The sequence below is a fragment of the Cupriavidus sp. CuC1 genome (assembly GCF_044627735.1).
Classification (GTDB): Bacteria; Pseudomonadota; Gammaproteobacteria; order Burkholderiales; family Burkholderiaceae; genus Cupriavidus; species Cupriavidus ulmosensis.
Map to the genome: position 1 here is coordinate 152836 of NZ_JBIUHC010000001.1, position 22366 is coordinate 175201.

The following is a 22366-nucleotide window of genomic DNA, read 5'->3' on the forward strand; positions in this document are numbered from 1 at the left end:
GGCCGATGCCGGCGCACCGGTTGCCGGGGCTCGTGCCCGGCGTCTCCTTTGTGCTATCGAGGCGTTAAGCCCCTGACGACAAGCTGCCTGCCATGCAAACCGTAATTGCTTTCGTCGCTGCCCTTTGCATCCTGATCTATTTCCATGAAATGGGTCACTACCTGGCCGCGCGCCTGTGCGGGGTCAAGGTGCTGCGCTTCTCGATCGGCTTCGGGCGGCCGCTGGTGCGCTGGGTGTCCAAGGGGCGGGACCGCACCGAATGGACCATCGCCGCGATTCCGCTGGGTGGCTACGTCAAGATGCTCGACGAGCGTGAGAGCGATCCGGGCCATGATGCACCGGTCGATGCCGCCGACCTACCACGCGCCTTCAACCGGCAGCCGGTGGCCAAGCGCTTCGCCATCGTGGCAGCCGGGCCGCTGGCCAATTTTGCCCTGGCGATCGTGCTGTATTTCGTGTTGTTTGCCGGTGGCATGCGCGAGGCCGCGCCCATCGTCGCGGCGCCGCCTGCCGGCACGCCCGCGGCCGAGGCGGGCTTGCGCGAGGGCGATCGCGTGCTGGCGCTGCAGGCCAATGGCCAGACCGAGCAGGTGCGTTCCTGGAACGACCTGCGCATGGCCGTGTTCGCCCAGGGCTTTGGCGACGCCAGCGCGGTGCTGCACGTGCGCGCGGCCGATGGCGCCGAGCGCGATGTGAAGCTGCCGCGGCTGCCGAATACCGGCGGCAATCCCGAACAAGACCCGCTTGCCACGCTGGGACTGGCCCTCAAGGGCGGCCCGGTCACGATTACCGAAGTCCTGCCGGACTCCGCCGCGCAACGCGCCGGCCTGCGCCAGGGCGATCGCGTGGTGGCCTGGCAGGGACGCCCGCTGACCCAGGCCGGGGAGCTGATCCGCGGGGTCAGGGCACGGCCCGGCGCCGAGGTCACGCTTGGCATCGAGCGCGAGGGCAGGCGCCTGGATGTGCCCGTGAAGCTGGATACGGTCCCTGCTGCGCAGGGCGCCAGCGCGGCAGCCGCCGCCACCGGCAAGCTCGGCGCCGCGCTGAGCCAGGCGGTCGAGATGGAGACCGTGCGCTACCAGCCGGTCGAGGCGCTGAGCCGCGCGGTCGGGCAGGTCTGGAGCACCAGCGTGCTCTCGCTCAAGCTGCTCGGAAAGATGCTGGTGGGGCAGGCGTCGCTGCAGAACCTGAGCGGCCCGCTGACCGTGGCGGACTACGCGGGGCGTGCCGCCCACCTCGGCTGGCAGCCCTTTGTCGGCTTCCTGGCGCTGGTCAGTGTTAGCCTCGGTGTATTGAATTTGTTACCTATTCCGGTATTGGATGGGGGGCATTTGCTGTATTATTGCGTTGAATTTTTGACTGGCAGGCCCGTACCAGACCGCTGGCAGGCTGTGCTGCAGAAGGTCGGCATCGCCTGCGTCTTGCTCCTGACTTCGCTCGCCTTGTTCAACGATGTCAGCCGGCTGTTTTTAGCGCGCGGCTAGACATAGGTTGCCGGCTGTGGCGTGCGGGTGTCACTGACACCCCGCGCCAGATGCCGAGCCAAGGCGCAGCCCCGTGAAGCATCGGAGCCCAATCCTGCATGGAATCAAAGAGGGGATCAAGATTGATCAGACATAAGCGCATCTCGCTGGGCGTGCTGGCGAGTGCCATCATCGCGGCCTGGACCCCAGTGAGTTGGGCCGCGGAGCCATTCGTCGTCAAGGACATTCGTGTCGAGGGCCTGCAGCGGGTCGAGCCGGGTACGGTGTTCGGCTACCTGCCGGTCAAGGTCGGCGAAACCTTCAGCGACGACAAGGGCGCGGACGCCATTCGAGCCCTGTATAACACCGGGTTCTTCAAGGATGTCCAGATCCGTTCCGAGGACGGTGTGCTGGTGGTCCAGGTGGAAGAGCGTCCCGCCATCTCCCAGCTCGAATTCGTCGGCATCAAGGAATTCGACAAGGACACCCTGCGCCGCTCGTTGCGCGCGGTGGGCGTGGCCGAGGCCCGGTACTACGACAAGGCCCTGATCGACAAGGCAGAGCAGGAGCTCAAGCGCCAGTACGTGGCGCGTGGCTACTACGCGGCCGACGTCCAGACCACGATCACCCCGGTCGACCGCAACCGCGTGTCGGTGGTGTTCAATGTCGACGAAGGTCCGGTGGCCAAGATCCGCCAGATCAATATCGTCGGCAACAAGGCCTTCAAGGAAAGCACGCTGCGCGATGAAATGCAGCTGTCGACCCCGAACTGGCTGTCCTGGTACACCAAGAACGACCTGTATTCCAAGCAAAAGCTCACCGCCGACCTGGAAGCATTGCGTTCGTACTACCTGAACCGCGGCTACCTCGAGTTCGCCATCGAATCGACGCAGGTGTCGATCACGCCGGACAAGAAGGACATCTTCCTGACGCTGAACATCAAGGAAGGCGACCAGTACAAGGTGTCGGACATCCACCTGGCGGGCGAGCTGCTCGGCAAGCAGGCCGAGATGGAAAAGCTGCTCAAGCTGCAGAAGGGCGAGGTCTTCTCGTCCGAGAAGCTGACCCAGAGCACCAAGGCCATCACCGACCTGCTGGGCACCTACGGCTACGCGTTCACCACCATCAACCCGCAGCCGCAGATCGACAAGGAAAAGCGTGAAGTCGCGCTGACCCTGATGGTCGACCCGGGCCGTCGCGTCTATGTCCGCCGTGTCAACGTGGTGGGCAACAGCAAGACCCGCGACGAAGTTGTGCGCCGCGAAATGCGCCAGATGGAAAGCTCGTGGTTCGACAGCGAAAAGCTGACGCAATCGCAGGCCCGTATCAACCGTACCGGCTACTTCACCGACACCAACATCACCACCGAAGACGTGCCCGGCGCGCCCGACCAGGTCGATGTGAATGTCAACGTGACCGAAAAGCCGACCGGCCAGATCAGCCTTGGCCTGGGCTTCTCCTCCACGGACAAGCTGGTGCTGCAGGCCGGCCTGCGCCAGGACAACGTGTTCGGTTCGGGTACCAGCCTGGGCCTGGACGTGAACACGGCAAAGTCCTTCCGTACCATCTCGCTGACGCAGTACGATCCGTACTTCACGGTGGACGGCATCAGCCGCTCGACCGATATCTACTACCGTACGTCGCGGCCGCTGTACTACACCGGTGACCAGGACTACAAGATCGTATCGGAAGGCGGCAACGTCAAGTTCGGCGTGCCGTTTACGGAAACCGATACCGTGTTCTTCGGTATCGGCTACGAGCGCACCCAGGTGACCATCTCGCCGAACACCCCGCTCCAGTACGGCCAGTGGCTGACCAAGATCGGCAAGTCCAGCGGCGACCCGATCAATAACTTCCCGTTCACGATCGGCTGGGCCCGTGACCGTCGCGACAGCGCGCTGGTCCCGACCAAGGGACCCTACACGCAGGTCAACCTTGAAGTGGGCGTGCCCGGCGGCGATACGCAGTACTATCGCGCCAGTGCCCAGCAGCAATATTTCTATCCGCTGTCCAAGGCCTTCACGCTGGCCTTCAACGGTGAAGTGGCTTACGGTCACGGCTATGGCAACACGCCGTTCCCGGTGTTCAAGAACTTCTACGCTGGTGGTATCGGCTCGGTTCGCGGCTACCAGACCAGCACGCTGGGCAAGAAGGACCAGAACGGCAACCCGATCGGCGGCGCCTCCAAGATGATCGGTAATGTCGAATTCATCTTCCCGCTGCCGGGCTCGGGCGTGGACCGGACCCTGCGCCTGTTCACCTTCTTCGACTTTGGTAACGTGTACGAGGAAGGGGCCCCGATACTGTTCAGCCAGCTCAAGTATTCGACGGGCGTGGGCATGTCCTGGCTGTCGCCGATCGGTCCGCTCAAGATCAGCGTGGGCTTCCCGCTGAAGAAGGACGAGACCGACAAGGTACAGCGCTTCCAGTTCCAGATCGGTACTGCGTTCTGAGCGAGAATAGAGAAAAGAAGGATTGAGGAACGGATTCATGAAAACAACATTCCCACTGATCAAGAGCCTGGCCGCCGCCGCGCTGACGGCCGGCGCGCTGCTGGCTGCCGCGCCCGCCACGGCGCAGGAAGCACGCATCGCCGCGGTCAATTCCGAGCGTATCCTGCGTGATTCGGTGCCTGCCAAGCAGGCCCAGGTCAAGCTGGAGCAGGAATTCTCCAAGCGTGACCGCGAGTTGCAGGACATGGCCCAGAAGATCAAGGGCATGGCCGACAAGCTCGACAAGGACACGGCCGTGCTGGCCGATGCCGACCGCCAACGCCGCCAGCGTGAAGTGGCCGATCTGGATCGCGAATTCCAGCGCAAGCAACGTGAATTCCGCGAGGACCTGAACCAGCGCCGCAACGAGGAACTGGCCCAGGTGCTCGAGCGCGCCAACCGCGTGATCCGCCAGCTTGCCGAGCAGCGCAAGTACGACCTGATCGTGCAAGAGGCCGTGTACGTCAATCCTCGCATCGACATTACCGACGATGTGATGAAAGCGTTGAACGCCGGCAGCAAGTAAGCTGCCAGTTTTCGCCGTCCAAGGAAGTACTGCCATGCAAACACCCACACTGGGTCAGCTCGCCACCGATACCGGCGCGCAGGTTGTGGGTGATCCCGACCTCGCCGTGCGCGGCCTCGCGCCGCTCGACCAGGCCGGTCCCGACCAGCTCTCGTTCCTCTCGAATCCCCTGTACCTGCCGCAGGCGCTGGCCTCCAGCGCCGGCGCCGTCATCGTGTCGGCGCCCGACCTGGAGCGCATCCGCGCCGAAGGGCAGGCCGATGGCCGCAACTGGCTGGTAGCACGTAACCCTTACGTGTGTTTTGCCCGTATTGCGCAAGGGTTCGAACGCCGCGCCAACACCGACCACCGTACCGGCATCGACCCGCGCGCCAGCGTGGCGCACGACGCCGTGGTGCCGCCGTCCTGCTTTATCGGCCCCAACGTGGTGATCGAAAGCGGGGCCCGGCTCGGCGAGCGGGTGCGCATCCTGGCCAACGGCTTTGTCGGCGCGGGGGCGCAGATCGGCGATGACACGCTGATCTACGCCAATGTCTCGGTCTATCACCAATGCGTGGTGGGCATGAGATGCATACTGCACAGTGGTGTGGTGCTGGGTGCGGATGGCTTTGGCTTTGCGCCGGACATTGGCCCGGGCGGCGTCGAGTACGTCAAGATTCCCCAGACCGGCCGCGCCGTGCTGGGCAATGACGTCGAGGTCGGCGCCAATACCGCGATCGATCGCGGTGCCATGGCAGACACGGTCATCGAGGACGGCTGCAAGCTCGACAACCAGGTACAGATCGCGCATAACGTGCGGGTCGGCGCGCATACTGTGATCGCGGGCTGCGCGGCGATTGCCGGCAGTACCAAGGTCGGGCGCTTCTGCGTGATCGGGGGCTCGGCCAACTTTGCCGGCCACCTGAACATCGCCGACCGCACCACGGTTTCCGGTGGCACTTCGATCACTAAATCCATTTCCAAGCCCGGCGGGCATTTCACGAGCGTATTCCCGGTCCAGCCGCATGGCGAGTGGGAACGCACCGCAGCCACCTTGCGAGGCCTGAGCAAATTGCGCGACCGCGTGATTCAGCTTGAGAAGCGCTTGCAAGGGCAAGACGCCGGCAATTCTATCCCGCATACCGAAGAGAAAAAATCATGAACGCCGTCGATATCGACATCCGCAAGATCCTCAAGCTGCTGCCGCATCGTTACCCGTTCCTGATGGTAGACCGCGTGCTTGAACTGGAGCCGCAAAAGCGTATCAAAACGCTGAAGAACGTCACCATGAACGAGCCGTACTTCCAGGGCCATTTCCCGGGTCACCCCGTGATGCCGGGCGTGATGATCCTCGAAGCGCTGGCGCAGTCGGCCGGCCTGCTGACCTTTGGCGCCGACATGGAGCGCAAGGAGAACTCGCTGTATTACTTTGTCGGCATCGACGGCGCGCGTTTCAAGCAGGTTGTGACGCCGGGCGACCAGCTGCACATGACCGTATCGGTTGAACGCTATATTCGCGGCATCTGGAAGTTCAAGGCATTTGCCACCGTCGACGACAAGGTGGCTTGCGAAGCTGAGTTGATGTGCACCGTCAAACAAGCCGACTAACAAGCCAGTCATCAGGGCTACGCCCTGAAGGCAGGTCCTGGACGTATCGGCTCAGTGTATTGACCGTTCAATCTTTTCATCTCAGACCATAGGACAGGACGCATGACGCAAATCCATCCCAGCGCACTGGTCGACCCGAAGGCCGAGCTTGCAGCCGACGTGACCGTCGGGCCGTTTTCCATCGTGGGTCCCCACGTACGCCTTGGCAGCGGTACCCAGGTGGGTGCGCATACCACCATCGAAGGGCATACCACCGTTGGCGCGGATAACCGCATCGGGCCGTACGCTTCGGTGGGTGGCACGCCGCAGGACATGAAGTACCGCAACGAGCCGACCCGGCTCGTGATCGGCGATCGCAATACCATTCGCGAATTCACCACCATCCACACCGGCACGGTGCAGGACCTGGGTGTGACCAGCATCGGCGACGACAACTGGATCATGGCCTACGTGCATATCGCGCACGATTGCCAGGTGGGGAACCACACGGTGTTCTCCAGCAACGCGCAGATCGCCGGCCACGTGCAGGTGGGCGACTGGGCCATTCTTGGCGGGATGAGCGGGGTGCACCAGTTCGTGCGCATCGGCGCGCACGCCATGCTGGGTGGCGCCTCGGCACTGGTGCAGGACCTGCCGCCGTTCGTGATCGCCGCTGGCGACAAGGGCGGCAACAAGGCCACGCCGCACGGCATCAACGTGGAAGGCATGCGCCGCCGCGGTTTTGACGCCGCGCAGATCGCGGCCCTGCGCCAGGCTTACAAGGTGCTGTACAAGTCCGACCTGAGCTTTGAAGCCGCCCGCAACGAGATCGCGCAACTGATCGCGCAGGCCGAAGGCACCGCCACGGCAGCGCTGCAGGGTTTCCTAGACTTCATTGCCGCCACGCAGCGCGGCATTGTGCGCTGAAGCCGGATACAGCCATGGTCGACGGTGTCCTACCGGCCATGGAGGCCACGCCGGTTGCGGCGGGCGCGGGCAATCGCGGCACCATTGCCATGGTGGCTGGCGAGAACTCCGGCGACCTGCTTGCCTCCTTGCTGATGGGCGGGCTCAAGGCCCGCCTCGGCGAAGTCAGCTACGCCGGCATCGGCGGGCCCCGCATGATGGCGCAGGGGTTCGAGTCGCAATGGCCGATGGACACCCTCTCGGTCAACGGCTACGTGGAGGTGCTGGGCTCGCTGCGCGAGATCCTCGCCACGCGCCGCGCCATCAAGGAAAAGCTGCTGGCGCAGCCGCCGCTGTGCTTTATCGGCGTGGATGCGCCGGATTTCAACTTCGGGCTCGAGGTACCGCTGCGCCGTGCCGGCATTCCGGTGGTGCACTTCGTCAGCCCGTCGATCTGGGCCTGGCGCGGGGGCCGTATCCGCACCATCGCGCGCGCGGTCGACCACATCCTGTGCCTGTTCCCGTTCGAGCCTGAGATCTACGCTCGCGCCGGGATTCCCGCCACCTATGTGGGCCATCCGCTGGCCGACGTGATCCCGATGGTGCCGGACACGCAGGGCGCCCGCGAGAAGCTCGGCCTGCCTGCCGGGACTCGCGTGGTGGCCGTGCTGCCCGGCAGCCGGCAGTCCGAGGTGCGCAACCTGGGCGCGACGTTCTTCGCGGCCATGGCGCGCATGCACAGCATGGACGGCAATCTCGCCTTCGTGCTGCCGGTCGCCAGCGCACCGCTGCGCGAGATCGTCGCGGGCCTGCACCAGCAGTACCCGCAGATCCCGCTGACCGTCATCGACGGGCAGTCGCACCTGGCCATGGAAGCTGCCGACGTGATCCTGCTGGCTAGCGGCACCGCCACGCTGGAGGCGGCGCTGTACAAGAAGCCCATGGTGATCTCGTACAAGGTGCCCTGGCTGACCGCGCAGATCATGAAGCGGCAGGGTTACCTGCCGTATGTGGGCCTGCCCAACATCCTGTCGGGGCGTTTTGTCGTGCCCGAATTGTTGCAGGACGACGCCACGCCCGAGGCATTGGCGCGCGAGACGCTGCTGCAGCTGAACGACGAAGGCAACACCGCGTTCCTGCGCGACCATTTCACCCAGATGCACCAGACGCTTAAACGCAATACCGCCGAGATCGCTTCGGCCGTGGTCGCCGACCTGATCCGGCAGCGGAGGGGCGTGTAATGGCGCGCCGACCCACAGCCACCGCCAAGGGCGATTCGGCCCAGCTCGGTTTCGACCTGACCGGCGCCGGCGTGCAGGTCCGCCACCTGTGCGGCGTGGACGAAGCGGGCAGGGGCCCGTTGGCCGGCCCGGTCTATGCCGCCGCCGTGGTGCTGGACCAGGCTCGTCCAATCCAGGGCCTGGCGGACTCCAAGGTGCTGACCGCGCGCCGTCGCGAGGCGCTGTTCGACGAGATCTGCGAGCGCGCCCTGGGCTGGCATATCGCCCAGGCGTCGGTGGAAGAGATCGACACCATCAACATCCTGCATGCCACCATGCTGGCCATGCAGCGTGCCGTGCATGGCCTGGCCGATTCCGGCCTGGAGCCGGACCTGGTGCAGGTGGACGGCAACCGCTGCCCGCAGGTGCGTTTTGCAGTCGAGGCCATCGTCAAGGGCGATGCCAAGGTGCAGGCCATCTCGGCGGCCTCCATCCTGGCCAAGGTGGCGCGCGACCGCGAACTGCTGATGCTGCACGCCACGTACCCGCAGTACGGCTTCGATGCCCACGCCGGCTACGGTACGCCGCAGCACCTGGCAGCGCTGGCCGAGTTCGGCGCCACGCCGCACCACCGGCGCTCGTTTGCGCCCGTGCGTGAAGCCATCGCGCTGGGGCGCATCGCACCCGTTGCCGCCGCCCCGGTGCCAGCATTCCCGGAGCCGCAATTGTGAAGCATGTCACTTCGCGCGAGAACGCGCTGTTCAAGCACCTCAAGGCGCTGACCGGCTCCACGCATGCGCGCCGCAAGGCGGGGCATTCGGTGCTCGATGGCGTGCACCTGGCGCAAGCCTATCTGGACGCGCTGGGCCAGCCGGTGCAGTGCGTGGTGTCCGAGCGGCACTATGATCATGCCGAGGTGGCGGCGCTGCTCAGGCAGATCGAGCCCGAGCGCGTGGTGCTGCTGGCGGATGCCTTGTTCGACCAGATCGCCGGCGTGGTCAACGGCATCGACCTGATGCTGGTCATCGACACGCCCACCGGCCACCTGCCGTCGCATATCGACACCGATTGCATCATCCTGGACGGCGTCCAGGATGCCGGCAACGTCGGCTCGATCCTGCGCAGCACCGCGGCCGCGGGCATCCAGCACGCCTTTCTTGTCACCGGCAGCGCCTTCGCCTGGTCGACCAAGACCCTGCGCGCCGCCATGGGCGCCAATTTCCACCTGAACATCGTCGAGCACTGCACGCTCGACATGCTGGCGCCGCGTCTGGCGGTGCCGCTGCTGGCCACGTCCTCGCACGCGCAGGCAGCCGTGTTCGACACCGACCTGCGTGGCCCGGTTGGGTGGGTGGTGGGCAATGAAGGCGCGGGCGTGAGCCCGGAGTGGATGGCCAAGGTCAGCCGCACGGTGGGCATTCCGCAGCCGGGCGGACTGGAGTCGCTGAATGTGGCGGCCGCGATGGCGATCTGCCTGTTCGAGGCGGTGCGGCAGCGCCGTCCTGGCGGCTGACGCCAAGCGCTGGCGCTAGGTTTTCTCCCCTCTCCCACTTGCGGGAGAGCGGGCGCACCGTCCGGCTTCGTTCGGTGCGCCGGGTGCTTTCAATAATTGCTGTCGCGGTCCACCTTGATCTCCTGCAGGATCGTGGTGGCGATCTCTTCGATCGACTTGTGCGTGGACGACAGCCATTTGATGCCCTCGCGGCGCATCATGGCCTCGGCCTCGTTGACCTCGTAGCGGCAGTTCTCCGGCGCTGCGTACTTGCTGCCCGGGCGCCGCTCGTTGCGGATCTCGGCCAGGCGCTGCGGATTGATCGACAGCCCGAAGATCTTGCTCTTGAACGCGTAGAGCGCGGTGGGCAGCTTGCCGCGCTCGAAGTCGTCGGGAATCAGCGGGTAATTGGCCGCCTTCAGCCCATACTGCATGGCAAGGTAAAGGCTGGTCGGGGTCTTGCCGCTGCGCGACACGCCCACCAGGATGATGTCGGCCTCGGCCAGGTTCTTGTGCGACTGGCCGTCGTCATGCGCGAGCGAGAAGTTGATCGCCTCGATACGGTTCTGGTAGGCCTCGGTGTCCGCGTTCTGGTGAAAACGGCCGATCGCATGGGTGGACTTCAGCCCGAGCTCCTTCTCCAGCGGCTCGATGAAGGTCTGGAACATATCCAGGATCATGGCCTTGGCGCGGCGGATCGCCTTGTTCGACTCCTGGTTGACCAGGGTGGTGAAGACGATGGGCTGCACGCCTTCCGCGTAGAAGGCCTCATTGATCTTGCCCACCGCGATGTGCGCCTTTTCGGGCGTGTCGACGAACGGCATACGCACTTTGCGGAAACGCATCTCGAACTGGGCCAGGATCGAGTGGCTGAAGGTCTCGGCGGTAATGCCGGTGCCATCGGAGACGATAAAGACCGTGCGGATGGCGGGGCGCTCCTCCTTACTCGGTTCCTGGGGTTGCTGCGGCGCGAGGGGCGCAGCGGGAGCGTCGGGCTGGGGAGCGTCGGGCAGGGACATGTATGGACAATTATTTTTGAATCCGCGCTCCGCGAAAGTGCGGTGCGGCACGGTAGAATAGCGGCGATCTTTTCGCTAAGCAATTCCGCCAGCGCTGTTGGCACAACGATTCGGCCACGAATTGTCAACAATGTGCGCTGCAGCAATCACGATCGCACACCGATTGTGAGTCGCTGGGACTGTTTAGCCAAGCGATCCGTCCGGTAGCAGAACTCCAACAATATTCCGGGCGTCCGCAACAGGTTTCTTACTTTGTTTTGAGGCTTTTATGAACAACCCGGCAATTGACGGCGCCTACGTGCTGCCGTTCGAGCAGTTGCGCAAGGAAGATGTGGAAACCGTGGGCGGCAAGAATTCGTCGCTCGGCGAGATGATCTCGCAGCTGGCCGAGGCTGGCGTGCGGGTGCCCGGCGGCTTTGCCACCACTTCGCTGGCTTTCCGCGACTTCCTCGCCCACAGCAACCTGACCCAACGCATTTCCGATCGCCTGAAGGCCCTTAACGTTGACGACGTCAAGGCCCTGGCCGAAGCCGGTGCCGAGATCCGCGGCTGGGTCGTCGAAGCGCCGTTCCAGCCCCGCCTGGAAAAGGAAATCCGCGAGTTCTATGCCCGCGCCGAAGAGCGCGAAGGCGCCGAGGCTTCGTTCGCCGTGCGTTCCTCGGCCACGGCCGAAGACCTGCCGGACGCGTCGTTCGCCGGCCAGCAGGAGTCGTACCTCAACGTCAGCGGCATCGACGACGTGCTGGACAAGATCCGTCATGTGTTCGCCTCGCTGTACAACGACCGTGCCATTTCCTATCGCGTGCACAAGGGCTTCGCGCACGACATCGTCGCGCTGTCCGCCGGCGTGCAGCGCATGGTGCGCTCGGACGTGGGCGCCGCGGGCGTGATGTTCACCATCGACACCGAATCCGGCTTCCCCGACGTCGTCTTCATCACCTCCAGCTACGGCCTGGGCGAAACGGTGGTGCAGGGCGCGGTCAACCCGGACGAGTTCTACGTCTTCAAGCCCACGCTGCAAGCGAGCAAGTACCCCATCATCCGCCGCTCGATCGGTTCCAAGCTGATCAAGATGGAATTCACCGCGCCGGGCGAAGCCGGCCGCGTCAAGACCGTCGACGTGCCCATCGAACTGCGCAACCGCTACTCCATCACCGACGCCGATGTGTCGGAGCTGGCCAAGTACGCGATGATCATCGAGAAGCATTACGGCCGCCCGATGGACATCGAGTGGGGCAAGGACGGCCGCGACGGCAAGATCTACATCCTGCAGGCGCGCCCGGAAACGGTGAAGAGCCAGTCCGCGGGCAAGGCAGAGCAGCGCTTCAAGCTCAAGGGCACCGCGCCCGTGCTGACCAGCGGCCGCGCGATTGGCCAGAAGATCGGCACCGGCCGCGTCCGTGTGATCAATGACCCGTCCGAAATGGAACGCGTGCAGCCCGGTGACGTGCTGGTCGCCGACATGACCGATCCCAACTGGGAACCGGTGATGAAGCGCGCCGCCGCCATCGTGACCAACCGCGGTGGCCGTACCTGCCACGCGGCCATCATCGCGCGCGAGCTCGGCGTGCCGGCCGTGGTCGGCTGCGGCGACGCCACCGACCTGCTCAAGGACGGCACGCTGGTGACGGTGTCGTGCGCCGAGGGCGATGAAGGCCGTGTGTACGACGGCCTGCTCGAGACCGAGGTTACCGAAGTGCAGCGCGGCGAAATGCCGGAAATCGACGTCAAGATCATGATGAACGTCGGTAACCCGCAACTGGCCTTCGACTTCTGCCAGATCCCGAACCAGGGTGTTGGCCTGGCCCGCCTCGAGTTCATCATCAACAACAACATCGGTGTCCACCCGAAGGCCATCCTCGACTACCCGCAAGTCGATGCCGACCTGAAGAAGGCCGTGGAAAGCGTGGCTCGCGGCCATGCCAGCCCGCGCGCGTTCTACGTGGACAAGCTGGCCGAAGGCATCGCCACCATCGGCGCGGCGTTCTACCCGAAGCCCGTCATCGTGCGCCTGTCGGACTTCAAGTCCAACGAGTACAAGAAGCTGATCGGCGGCTCGCGCTACGAGCCGGACGAAGAAAACCCCATGCTGGGTTTCCGTGGCGCCTCGCGCTACATCTCCGAAGACTTCGCCGAAGCCTTCGAGATGGAATGCAAGGCCATGAAGCGCGTGCGCGACGACATGGGCCTGACCAACGTCGAGATCATGGTGCCGTTCGTGCGCACGCTTGGCCAGGCCGAGAAGGTCATCGGCCTGCTGGCCAAGCACGGCCTGAAGCGCGGCGAGAACGGCCTGCGCGTCATCATGATGTGCGAAGTGCCGTCCAACGCGATCCTGGCTGAGGAGTTCCTGCAGTTCTTCGACGGCTTCTCGATCGGCTCGAACGACCTGACCCAGCTCACGCTGGGCCTGGACCGCGACTCCGGCATGGAGCTGCTGGCCAAGGACTTCGACGAACGCGACCCGGCCGTCAAGTTCATGTTGTCGCGCGCCATCTCCACCGCGCTGCGCCTGGACAAGTACGTCGGCATCTGCGGCCAGGGCCCCTCGGACCACCCGGACTTTGCGCTGTGGCTGGCCAAGGAAGGCATCAAATCGATCTCGCTGAACCCCGACTCGGTGGTCGATACCTGGAAGCAACTGGCTTCCTGAGGCATTTGACGTCACAATAGCGGTACACCGGCCCTGCGCCAGGTGTTCCGAACCCCCGCAGGCGCCTCTGGCGCTGCGGGGGTTTTTTGTTTTGGCCGTGGCCAGGACAAAGGCAGGTGAGCAGGTAAGCAAGGAGGGGAAATATGGCGCCGTACTACATCTGGTTTGCGCTGGCCGCGGTGCTGGTGATCGCGGAACTGGGACTCGGCACCTTGTATTTGCTGATGGTGGCGCTGGGCGCCACCGTAGGCGGCCTGGGTGCGCTGGCCGGGCTTGGCGCAGCCGCCCAGACCCTGATGGCGGCGCTGGTGGCGCTAGCCGGCTTTGTCGCGCTGCGGCGCTCCCGCTACGGGCGCGTCAAGCGCGACGCGGCGGAGCGAGACCCCAACGTCAACCCCGATATCGGCCAGGAGCTTGAGGTGCCGGCCTGGGGCGAGGCCGGGCGGGCGCGGGTGCGCTACCGCGGCACCGACTGGGACGTGGAGCTCCAGGCGGCCGGCCCGGCAGCGCCTGGGCGTTTTCGCATCGTCGAGGTACGCGGCAATACGCTCTTCGTCAGCCCGCGGTAGGGCGCGGCCTCGATTTCCACCGGTTTCTCGCCGTTCGTTTTTTCAACCCCGTCACGGAGGTCCCATGTTCGAATTCTTCGGCAGCCTGCTGCCCCTGCTGATCCTGGTCGCCGTCATCGTGCTGGTGGCGCAAAGCTTCAAGATCGTGCCGCAGCAGCATGCCTGGGTGCTGGAACGCCTCGGCAAGTACCGCGCCACGCTGACGCCGGGGCTGACCGTCGTGCTGCCCTTCATCGACCGCGTGGCCTACAAGCATGTCCTGAAGGAAATCCCGCTCGATGTGCCGAGCCAGATCTGCATTACCAAGGACAACACGCAATTGCAGGTGGACGGCGTGCTGTACTTCCAGGTCACCGACCCGATGAAAGCGTCCTACGGATCCAGCAATTTCGTGGTGGCCATCACTCAGCTGTCGCAGACCACGCTGCGCTCGGTGATCGGCAAGCTGGAGCTCGACAAGACCTTCGAGGAGCGCGAGTACATCAACCACAGCGTGGTCAATGCGCTGGACGAGGCCGCCGCGAGCTGGGGCGTGAAGGTGCTGCGCTACGAGATCAAGGATCTCACTCCGCCCAAGGAAATCCTGCACGCGATGCAGGCGCAGATTACCGCCGAGCGTGAAAAGCGTGCACTGATCGCCGCGTCGGAAGGCAAGCGCCAGGAGCAGATCAACCTGGCCACGGGCGCGCGCGAGGCCGCCATCCAGAAGTCCGAAGGCGAGCGGCAGGCGGCCATCAACCGGGCGCAGGGCGAGGCCTCGGCGATCCTGGCGGTGGCGGAGGCCAACGCGCAGGCCATCGAGAAGATCGGACATGCCATCCGCACGGACGGCGGCATGGAGGCGGTCAACCTGAAGGTGGCGGAGGAGTACGTGAGCGCCTTCGGCAGTCTGGCCAAGCAGGGCAACACGCTGATCGTGCCGGGCAACCTTGGCGACATGAGCACCATGATTGCGTCGGCGCTGCAGATCGTCAAAGGCCAGCAGAAGGGGGCTTGAAGAAGGGAGATGAAGCGAGGCGGCAGTCTTGCGGCGTGCTGCCAGGCTGCCTCGGTCTATTACTCTTTTCCGGCGCCCTTCATGATCCGCGCTTTCTCCCGCTGCCAGTCGCGGTTCTTCTCGGTTTCGCGCTTGTCGAACATCTTCTTGCCCTTGGCCAGGCCGATCTCGCATTTGACGCGTCCGCGCGTGTAATGCAGGTTGAGCGGCACGATCGTGAAGCCGCGCTGCTCCACCTTGCCGATCAGGCGTTTGATCTCTTCGGCCTTGAGCAGGAGCTTGCGAGTGCGCACCGCATCGGGCGAGATATGGGTGGAGGCGCTGTTCAGCGCGCTGATATGGGCGCCGATCAGGAACAGCTCGGCGTCGCGAATGACCACGTAGCCTTCCTTGATCTGCACGCGTCCCGCGCGGATCGCCTTGACTTCCCAGCCCTCGAGCACGATCCCCGCCTCATATCGCTCTTCGATGAAGTAGTCGAAAAAGGCTTTCTTGTTGTCTGCGATGGTCATGCGGTCCGGATAGTGGAAATGGAGATAAGTAAAACAAACACCAAAAAACGAAGGGGAAGGCCGCTGCGGCGACGCTGCAGGGCCACGCAAGGCCATAAGGCCGTGGTTTGAGCGCTATCGTGCGCGTCCGGGGTGCCGTCGGCGCGCGCGTGGGCTAAAATCGGGATTCTAGCAAACCGGCCCGCTCCGGTGGATTCCGCAGTGCGTCATGGCGCTGGCGGCGCTTCGCGCGGGCCATGATTCCCCACTACATGGCAGACGTCCATAAATCCGTGCTGCTCGGCCATTCCGCCGAGCAGATGTACAACCTGGTCACGCAAGTCGAGGACTATCCCAAGTTCCTCCCCTGGTGCGGTGGCGTGGAGGTGTTCGAGCAGACCGAGACAATGCTCGACGCCAAGATCTACATCCACTTCAACGGCATCAAGCAGTACTTCCACACCCGCAATACGCAGGAGCGGCCCACCAAGATCGATATGGTGTTCGAGGATGGGCCCTTCAAGACCTTCAGCGGCTCCTGGCGCTTCACGCCCCTGCGCGAGGATGCCTGCAAGATCGAATTCCACCTGCACTACGAGTTCTCCAGCTTCCTGCTGGAGAAAATCATCGGGCCGGTGTTCAACATGATCGCCAATACGTTTGTCGACGCGTTCGTCAAGCGTGCCGAAGTGGTCTATGGCAATGGCTGACGAGGCCGGCATCCCCGGCACTGCACCTGCGGTGCGTATCTCGGTTTGCTACGCCCGTCCTGGCGACGCCTTCCTGAAGGAACTCGAGGTGCCCCCCGGCACCACCATTGTCGCCGCGATTGCCGCTTCGGGCTTGCTGCAGGCTTGTCCGGAGGTGGATCCCGCCACCATGCGGGTCGGCATTTTCAGCAAGCTCAAGACACCGGACACCCTGGTGCGGGCCGGCGACCGCATCGAGGTCTATCGCCCGCTGGTGGCCGATCCCAAGTCGGCGCGCAACCGGCGCGTGCAGAAGACCCGCAAGGGCGGCACGCGCGAAGGGCTGAAATGGCTGCGTGGCGGCTGACTGGCGCCGGCACGGAGTACGCAGGCGCTCAGGCGCAGTTTTGCTCGAGACTGGCGTTGACGCGTTGCAATTCGGCCTGCCGCTCGTCATCGTTCAGATGACGCGGCGTGCCGTCTGGCGCTGACACGGCAATGCGGCGGTTCTGCTGCAGCGAAGTCGCATAGTTGCGCGATTGCGCGCAGCGCACCTGGCGTTCCTGCGCGGCCAGGTCCTTGGCGGCCTGGTCCGCTTCCGCTTTCGACTGCGCGGCACGGCGCTTTTGGAAGGCCTCCTCGGCACTTGCCATGGACTCCGCTTTTACCTTGCCATCGCCCTTCGCGGCCGCCACCGGCGCAGGCTGGGTGCCGGCAACATCGCCTGCTGGGCCAGCTCCCGCCGCTGGCGAGCCGCCCGGCTCGATCGGGCGCAAGCTGCCGGCAAAGCGTCCGGGGGCCTTGATCACACTGGCGGCAGGCACCGAGGGCGGCGGCGGCACGTCGCTGTAGACCATGCGGCCATTGCCGTCGCGCCACTGCCATTGCGAATCCGTCTGGGCGGTGGCAGCCTGGCACAGGCAGGCGAGGGCGGCCAGCGTGGCGAGATTGAAGAGCGCGATCGATCGTTTCATGGCTTGGCGTGTAGGGAGGCAGCCTGCGGTGACAAGTGCGGCAGCAGGGCGCGCAGGGCTGGAACCCCACTGCGCGAGTGACTCGCGCGCCCTTGGCTGCCGGGATTGGCCGCTAGTTTAGGCAGACTTGTCGACAGCGTGCAAGCGCACCGACCAGGCCACGCCAACCATCAGCAACACAATGGCCGCGATTTCCAGCGGGCGTGGCAGCCGATGGTCGAAGACAAAGCCATACGCCAGCGCGAACAACGTCTCGAACACGATCATCTGGCCCGACAAGGTGAGCGGCAGGCGGCGGCTGGAGATATTCCACAGGTTGTTGCCGATCAGCGACGCACCGAGCGCCACGGCCGCGTTAACCATCCAGAACCATTGCCAGTCGCGCCCGCCGCTGGCCGCGGCGAGGCTGTCGCCGGCCACCAGCCAGCCCAGCAATGCCAGCAGCGCCAGCACCACCGACACCACGCCGGTGGAGATGCCATAGAGCGCGGACCATTCATTGCCGCTGTACTGCGGGTTGCGCTGCAGGTAGCGTGCGTTATCGACCGCGTAGAGCGTCCAGCACACCAGCGCGCCGGCCGCGCACATCACGCCGGCCAGGCGTTGCCAGACGCTGCGCACCGCCTCGCCCGCGGCAGCGCCATGCGCGTGCCCTGCGCCGGAGAACAGGTCGATATTGATGCAGGCGATGCCGGCGGCCACCACCAGCAACGGCCAGATCAGGCGCGACAGCGGCACGGCGCCATGGTCGCGCCGGCCCATGATGGTGACGGAGATGGGCAGGATGCCGATGATCAGCGAGGTGGGGCCCACGCCGGCAAGCTGTACGCCAAACGCCAGCAGCACGTAGTACAGCAGGTTGCCGGTGAAGGCCTGGCGTAGCAGTGCAAGGCAATCCGCGCGCGTGAGCTTGCGCGCAATGCGCTTCATCAGCGGCACCGCGGCGATGAAAGCGACCAGCCCGTAGGCCAGGTAGCGGCCGATCGCGAGTTCCCAGGGGGAGAATACGGGCAGCAGCTTGGGGGCAATGAACACCATGCCCCAGAAGGCGCCGGCCAGCAGGCCGCACAGTACGCCGATACCCATTGTTGCTTGCCTATCCCTGAAAAAAAGACAAAGAGCATAGCAGACTTGAACAAGGGCACTCGCAGGCGCGTCAAGAAACGTGCCATTCCTGTATAATTCGGTTTTGCGCCTAGAGGAATTGCTATGCGTCTTGTCCAGAAAGCACTCACATTCGATGACGTGCTCCTCGTGCCGGCTTATTCGTCGGTACTGCCCCGGGATGTTTCGCTCCGTACCCGCCTGACCCGTTCGATCGAATTGAACATTCCGCTGGTATCCGCCGCCATGGATACCGTCACGGAAGCCCGCCTGGCGATTGCCATGGCGCAGGCCGGTGGTATCGGCATCGTCCACAAGAACCTGAAGCCGGCCGACCAGGCCCGGGAAGTGGCGCGCGTGAAGCGCTACGAATCCGGCGTGCTGCGTGACCCCATCACCATTCCCCCGGACATGAAGATCCGTGATGTGATTGCATTATCACATCAATACGGCATCTCCGGTTTCCCGGTGGTGGAAGGCAAGACGGTCGTCGGCATCATCACCAACCGCGACCTGCGTTTCGAGGAAGAACTCGACGCGCCCGCGCGCGCCAAGATGACCCCGCGCGAAAAGCTCGTCACGGTGGGCGAAGACGCCTCGCTGGAAGACGCCAAGCGCCTGATGAACCGCCACCGCCTCGAGCGCGTGCTGGTGGTCAACAAGGACTTCGAGCTGAACGGCCTGATCACCGTCAAGGACATCCAGAAGGCAGTGGAGCATCCGCTCGCCAGCAAGGATGACCGCGGCCAGCTGCGCGTAGGCGCCGCAGTCGGCGTGGGCCCTGACAACGATGAACGCGTCGACCTGCTGGTCAAGGCCGGCGTGGACGTGATCGTGGTAGACACCGCCCACGGCCACAGCCAGGGCGTGCTGGACCGCGTGCGCTGGGTCAAGCAGAACTATCCGCAGGTGCAGGTGATCGGCGGCAACATCGCCACCGGCTCGGCCGCGCGGGCGCTGGTCGATCATGGCGCCGACGGCGTCAAGGTCGGCATCGGCCCGGGTTCGATCTGCACCACCCGTATCGTCGCTGGCGTGGGCGTGCCGCAGATCACCGCGGTCTCCAACGTGGCCGAAGCCCTCAAGGGCACCGGCGTGCCGCTGGTGGCCGACGGCGGCATCCGCTACTCGGGCGACATCGCCAAGGCACTGGCTGCCGGCGCGCATGTGGTCATGATGGGCGGCATGTTCTCCGGTACCGAAGAGGCACCGGGCGAAGTGTTCCTGTACCAAGGGCGTTCTTTCAAGAGCTACCGCGGCATGGGTTCGGTCGGCGCGATGAAGGACGGCGCGGCAGATCGTTACTTCCAGGAAGACAACACCGCCAACGTCGACAAGCTGGTCCCCGAAGGCATTGAAGGCCGCGTGGCCTACAAGGGCTCGGTCACCGCCATCATCCACCAGATGTGCGGCGGCGTGCGTGCCTCCATGGGTTACTGCGGCAGCAGCTCGATCGCCGACTGGCACGAGACGTCCGAGTTCGTGCAGATCACCGCCGCGGGCATGCGCGAGTCGCATGTGCACGACGTGCAGATCACCAAGGAAGCGCCGAACTACTACATCGACTAAGTCGGACTGAGTCGAACTAGTGCGTCGACCAGGCAGGTCTCTATGAACTGGCGGCTGCGCGGGACCCGGATGTCCTGCCAGCCGCGCGCCGGCTGCGCCGACCGGCGCCGCCCCCAAGCCAGGCCCCGCGCCAGGCCGGAGGAGTTCTTATGAAAGTATTGCTGCGTGCCGTGCTGTTCCTGGACGCATTGCTGAATCTGCTGCTCGGCATCGTCATGCTGCTGTCGCCTTTCACGACCTTCTACAGCGCGCTGCAACTGCCGCAGCCGCAGCCCGCCATGTACGGGCAGTTGCTCGGCGTGGCCCTGATCGGCCTGGCCTTGCTCCTGTGGCAGGCGACCGTCAACGGGCAGCTCACGGTGGCGGTGGCGCGAACGGTCGGGCAGGTCAACCTGGCCAGCGCGGTGCTGATCGTGGCGTGGATGCTTATGTTCGACCTGCCCGTGCAGGGCGCCGGAAAGATCTGGCTGCCGGTGCTGGCCGCGATGCTGGCCTTCTTCGCCGCGGTGCAGATCCCGGCCGCCAAGCGCGTACGCGTGCGCGAACGCGAGCAACGTGAACAACGCGAGCTGCAAAAAGAAACGCAAAACAAGGATGCCGGCGCCGCCCCCGTGGCACGCCGGCCGCAATCACCCGAATACCGGCGCGAGCCGAGTGTCACGCCACCGCCCGGCTATGGTCCGGGCACCGAAGTGATGACCGAGCCCGCACCGGACGAAACGCCATCCGCCCATCATGCACGACAAAGTCCTCATCCTTGATTTCGGCTCGCAAGTTACGCAGCTGATCGCCCGCCGCGTGCGCGAAGCGCACGTCTACTGCGAGATCCACCCGAACGACGTCACGGACGAATTCGTGCGCGAGTTCGCGCCCAAGGGCATCATCCTGTCCGGCAGCCACGCCAGCACCTACGAAGACCACCAGCTGCGCGCGCCGCAGGCCGTGTGGGACCTCGGCGTGCCGGTGCTGGGCATCTGCTACGGCATGCAGACCATGGCCGTGCAGCTGGGCGGCAAGGTGGAGTGGAGCGACCATCGCGAGTTCGGCTACGCCGAGATGCGCGCGCATGGCCACACCGCGCTGCTCAAGGACCTGGAAGACTTCTCCACGCCCGAAGGCCACGGCATGCTCAAGGTCTGGATGAGCCACGGCGACAAGGTTGCCGAGCTGCCGCCCGGCTTCAAGCTGATGGCCTCCACGCCGAGCTGCCCGATCGCCGGCATGGCCGACGAAGCGCGCGGCTACTATGCAGTGCAGTTCCACCCGGAAGTCACGCACACGGCCAAGGGCCGCGACATGCTCGAGCGCTTCGTGCTGAAGATCGCCGGCGCCAAGCCTGACTGGGTCATGCACGACCATATCGCCGAAGCCGTCGCCAAGATCCGCGAGCAGGTGGGTGACGAAGAAGTGATTCTCGGCCTGTCCGGCGGCGTCGATTCCTCGGTGGCCGCGGCCCTGATCCATCGCGCCATCGGCGACCAGCTCACCTGCGTGTTCGTCGACCACGGCCTGCTGCGCCTGAACGAAGGCAAGATGGTGATGGACATGTTCGCCGGCCGCCTGCATGCCAAGGTCATCGCCATCGACGCCTCCGAGCAGTTCCTCGGCCACCTGGCCGGCGTGACCGATCCCGAGCAAAAGCGCAAGATCATCGGCCGCGAGTTCGTCGAAGTGTTCCAGGCCGAAGCCAAGAAGCTGACCAACGCGAAGTGGCTGGCCCAAGGCACGATCTACCCCGACGTGGTGGAATCCGGTGGCACCAAGACCAAGAAGGCCACCACCATCAAGAGCCACCACAATGTTGGCGGCCTGCCGGAAACGCTGGGCCTCAAGCTGCTTGAGCCGCTGCGCGACCTGTTCAAGGACGAAGTCCGCGAACTCGGCGTGGCGCTCGGCCTGCCGCCGGAAATGGTCTACCGCCATCCGTTCCCGGGCCCGGGCCTGGGCGTGCGTATCCTGGGCGAAGTCAAGCGCGACTACGCCGAGCTGCTGCGCCGCGCAGATGCGATCTTCATCGAAGAGCTGCGTGGCACGGTGGCTACCGAGCAGGATGCCGCTGCCGGCATGTGCGAGCCCTCGCAAGTGGGCAAGAGCTGGTACGACCTGACCAGCCAGGCCTTTGCGGTGTTCTTGCCGGTCAAGTCCGTTGGCGTGATGGGCGACGGCCGCACCTATGACTACGTGGTGGCGCTGCGTGCGGTGCAGACCACGGACTTCATGACGGCGCATTGGGCGCATTTGCCGTACGCGCTGCTGGGGCGGTGCTCGAACCGCATCATCAATGAGGTGCGTGGTTTGAATCGCGTGGTGTATGACGTGTCGGGCAAGCCGCCGGCGACGATCGAGTGGGAGTGAAATCGGGTCCTTCGGGGACTATCGCCAGCTATCGAAAAATCGTAAGTTCTCAATAACCCGGGGCAGCCCCGCTGGGGCTTCTCGCGGCAGGACCATCTTTTCCAGAGGCTGGTCATGTTGGATCGAAGCGCTGCCGAACCAGCTTGTTCGATCCTATTCTCAAGCGACCATGTGACGAATTTCGCTTGTAAACGGCGGAGGGCGATGTTAACTTCTGTGGCACCGAATTCCTCCTCGTTGCCAGGTCGTCATCTTGAATAAAATCACCCTGCCGGAAATTC

General features: G+C 64.7%; 21 protein-coding genes. 17 read left to right on the forward strand and 4 right to left on the reverse strand.

The genetic code is table 11. The features are described from left to right. Positions 1-92 precede the first annotated feature (92 nt). From rseP to ACGLHR_RS00760, 9 genes are all read left to right on the forward strand, one after another. Positions 93-1484 (forward strand): RIP metalloprotease RseP, encoded by a 1392-nt coding sequence (gene rseP / locus ACGLHR_RS00720; RefSeq protein WP_400091285.1) that lies wholly within the window; start codon positions 93-95, stop codon positions 1482-1484. Positions 1485-1582: 98 nt separating this feature from the next. After that, positions 1583-3916 carry an outer membrane protein assembly factor BamA gene (bamA, locus tag ACGLHR_RS00725; protein WP_400091286.1) on the forward strand — a complete coding sequence of 778 codons (2334 nt, stop codon included), beginning with the start codon at positions 1583-1585 and terminating at the stop codon, positions 3914-3916. Between the two features lie 37 nt (positions 3917-3953). Continuing rightward, complete coding sequence (locus ACGLHR_RS00730; protein ID WP_267603343.1) at positions 3954-4481, forward strand: OmpH family outer membrane protein; 528 nt, start codon at positions 3954-3956, stop codon at positions 4479-4481. Positions 4482-4515: 34 nt separating this feature from the next. Next, complete coding sequence (gene lpxD, locus ACGLHR_RS00735) at positions 4516-5622, forward strand: UDP-3-O-(3-hydroxymyristoyl)glucosamine N-acyltransferase (RefSeq protein ID WP_400091288.1); 1107 nt, start codon at positions 4516-4518, stop codon at positions 5620-5622. Beyond that, complete coding sequence (fabZ, locus tag ACGLHR_RS00740) at positions 5619-6068, forward strand: 3-hydroxyacyl-ACP dehydratase FabZ (protein WP_043346934.1); 450 nt, start codon at positions 5619-5621, stop codon at positions 6066-6068. The genes lpxD and fabZ overlap by 4 nt, the downstream gene beginning before the upstream one ends. A gap of 102 nt (positions 6069-6170) precedes the next feature. After that, a complete protein-coding gene (gene lpxA, locus ACGLHR_RS00745) occupies positions 6171-6974 on the forward strand; it encodes an acyl-ACP--UDP-N-acetylglucosamine O-acyltransferase (RefSeq protein ID WP_267603338.1) in 804 nt (267 codons plus the stop codon). Between the two features lie 14 nt (positions 6975-6988). Next, positions 6989-8194: a lipid-A-disaccharide synthase gene (gene lpxB, locus ACGLHR_RS00750; RefSeq protein WP_400091289.1), complete on the forward strand. Its 1206-nt coding sequence runs from the start codon at positions 6989-6991 to the stop codon at positions 8192-8194. Continuing rightward, positions 8194-8904, forward strand: a complete 711-nt coding sequence (rnhB, locus tag ACGLHR_RS00755; RefSeq protein ID WP_400091290.1) for a ribonuclease HII — start codon at positions 8194-8196, stop codon at positions 8902-8904. The genes lpxB and rnhB overlap by 1 nt, the downstream gene beginning before the upstream one ends. Beyond that, entirely contained in the window at positions 8901-9686 is a 786-nt protein-coding gene (locus ACGLHR_RS00760; RefSeq protein ID WP_400091292.1) for a TrmH family RNA methyltransferase, read from the forward strand. The genes rnhB and ACGLHR_RS00760 overlap by 4 nt, the downstream gene beginning before the upstream one ends. Positions 9687-9775: 89 nt before the next feature. Here ACGLHR_RS00760 and ACGLHR_RS00765 read toward each other — a convergent pair whose 3' ends face one another. Then, complete coding sequence (locus tag ACGLHR_RS00765) at positions 9776-10684, reverse strand: pyruvate, water dikinase regulatory protein (protein ID WP_400091293.1); 909 nt, start codon at positions 10682-10684, stop codon at positions 9776-9778. A gap of 268 nt (positions 10685-10952) precedes the next feature. On the opposite strand from ACGLHR_RS00765, the gene ppsA reads away from it, so the two are divergent. The 3 genes from ppsA to ACGLHR_RS00780 all read left to right on the forward strand — a co-directional run bounded on the left by ppsA (position 10953) and on the right by ACGLHR_RS00780 (position 14903). Next, entirely contained in the window at positions 10953-13337 is a 2385-nt protein-coding gene (ppsA, locus tag ACGLHR_RS00770; protein WP_400091295.1) for a phosphoenolpyruvate synthase, read from the forward strand. Positions 13338-13480: 143 nt separating this feature from the next. Next, entirely contained in the window at positions 13481-13906 is a 426-nt protein-coding gene (locus ACGLHR_RS00775) for an NfeD family protein (RefSeq protein ID WP_267603333.1), read from the forward strand. A 64-nt stretch (positions 13907-13970) separates the two neighbouring features. Next, complete coding sequence (locus tag ACGLHR_RS00780) at positions 13971-14903, forward strand: SPFH domain-containing protein (protein ID WP_267603330.1); 933 nt, start codon at positions 13971-13973, stop codon at positions 14901-14903. A 59-nt stretch (positions 14904-14962) separates the two neighbouring features. Here ACGLHR_RS00780 and smpB read toward each other — a convergent pair whose 3' ends face one another. Further along, positions 14963-15415, reverse strand: a complete 453-nt coding sequence (gene smpB / locus ACGLHR_RS00785) for an SsrA-binding protein SmpB (protein ID WP_267603329.1) — start codon at positions 15413-15415, stop codon at positions 14963-14965. Positions 15416-15666: 251 nt separating this feature from the next. Between smpB and ACGLHR_RS00790 the strand changes: the two genes are divergently transcribed. After that, positions 15667-16104, forward strand: a complete 438-nt coding sequence (locus tag ACGLHR_RS00790; RefSeq protein WP_267606423.1) for a type II toxin-antitoxin system RatA family toxin — start codon at positions 15667-15669, stop codon at positions 16102-16104. Further along, a complete protein-coding gene (locus tag ACGLHR_RS00795) occupies positions 16097-16450 on the forward strand; it encodes an RnfH family protein (RefSeq protein ID WP_400091315.1) in 354 nt (117 codons plus the stop codon). Before ACGLHR_RS00790 ends, ACGLHR_RS00795 begins: the two co-directional genes overlap by 8 nt. Positions 16451-16478: 28 nt before the next feature. Here the strand turns inward: ACGLHR_RS00795 and ACGLHR_RS00800 are convergent, their stop codons facing one another. Then, positions 16479-17057, reverse strand: a complete 579-nt coding sequence (locus ACGLHR_RS00800) for a DUF4124 domain-containing protein (protein ID WP_400091297.1) — start codon at positions 17055-17057, stop codon at positions 16479-16481. Positions 17058-17174: 117 nt separating this feature from the next. Next, positions 17175-18143: a DMT family transporter gene (locus ACGLHR_RS00805; protein WP_400091298.1), complete on the reverse strand. Its 969-nt coding sequence runs from the start codon at positions 18141-18143 to the stop codon at positions 17175-17177. A 123-nt stretch (positions 18144-18266) separates the two neighbouring features. On the opposite strand from ACGLHR_RS00805, the gene guaB reads away from it, so the two are divergent. From guaB to guaA, 3 genes are all read left to right on the forward strand, one after another. After that, entirely contained in the window at positions 18267-19730 is a 1464-nt protein-coding gene (gene guaB / locus ACGLHR_RS00810; RefSeq protein ID WP_267603323.1) for an IMP dehydrogenase, read from the forward strand. Positions 19731-19879: 149 nt separating this feature from the next. Next, positions 19880-20491 (forward strand): hypothetical protein, encoded by a 612-nt coding sequence (locus ACGLHR_RS00815; RefSeq protein ID WP_400091300.1) that lies wholly within the window; start codon positions 19880-19882, stop codon positions 20489-20491. Further along, positions 20466-22085 carry a glutamine-hydrolyzing GMP synthase gene (guaA, locus tag ACGLHR_RS00820; protein ID WP_267603318.1) on the forward strand — a complete coding sequence of 540 codons (1620 nt, stop codon included), beginning with the start codon at positions 20466-20468 and terminating at the stop codon, positions 22083-22085. The genes ACGLHR_RS00815 and guaA overlap by 26 nt, the downstream gene beginning before the upstream one ends. The last annotated feature ends 281 nt before the right edge of the window (positions 22086-22366 follow it).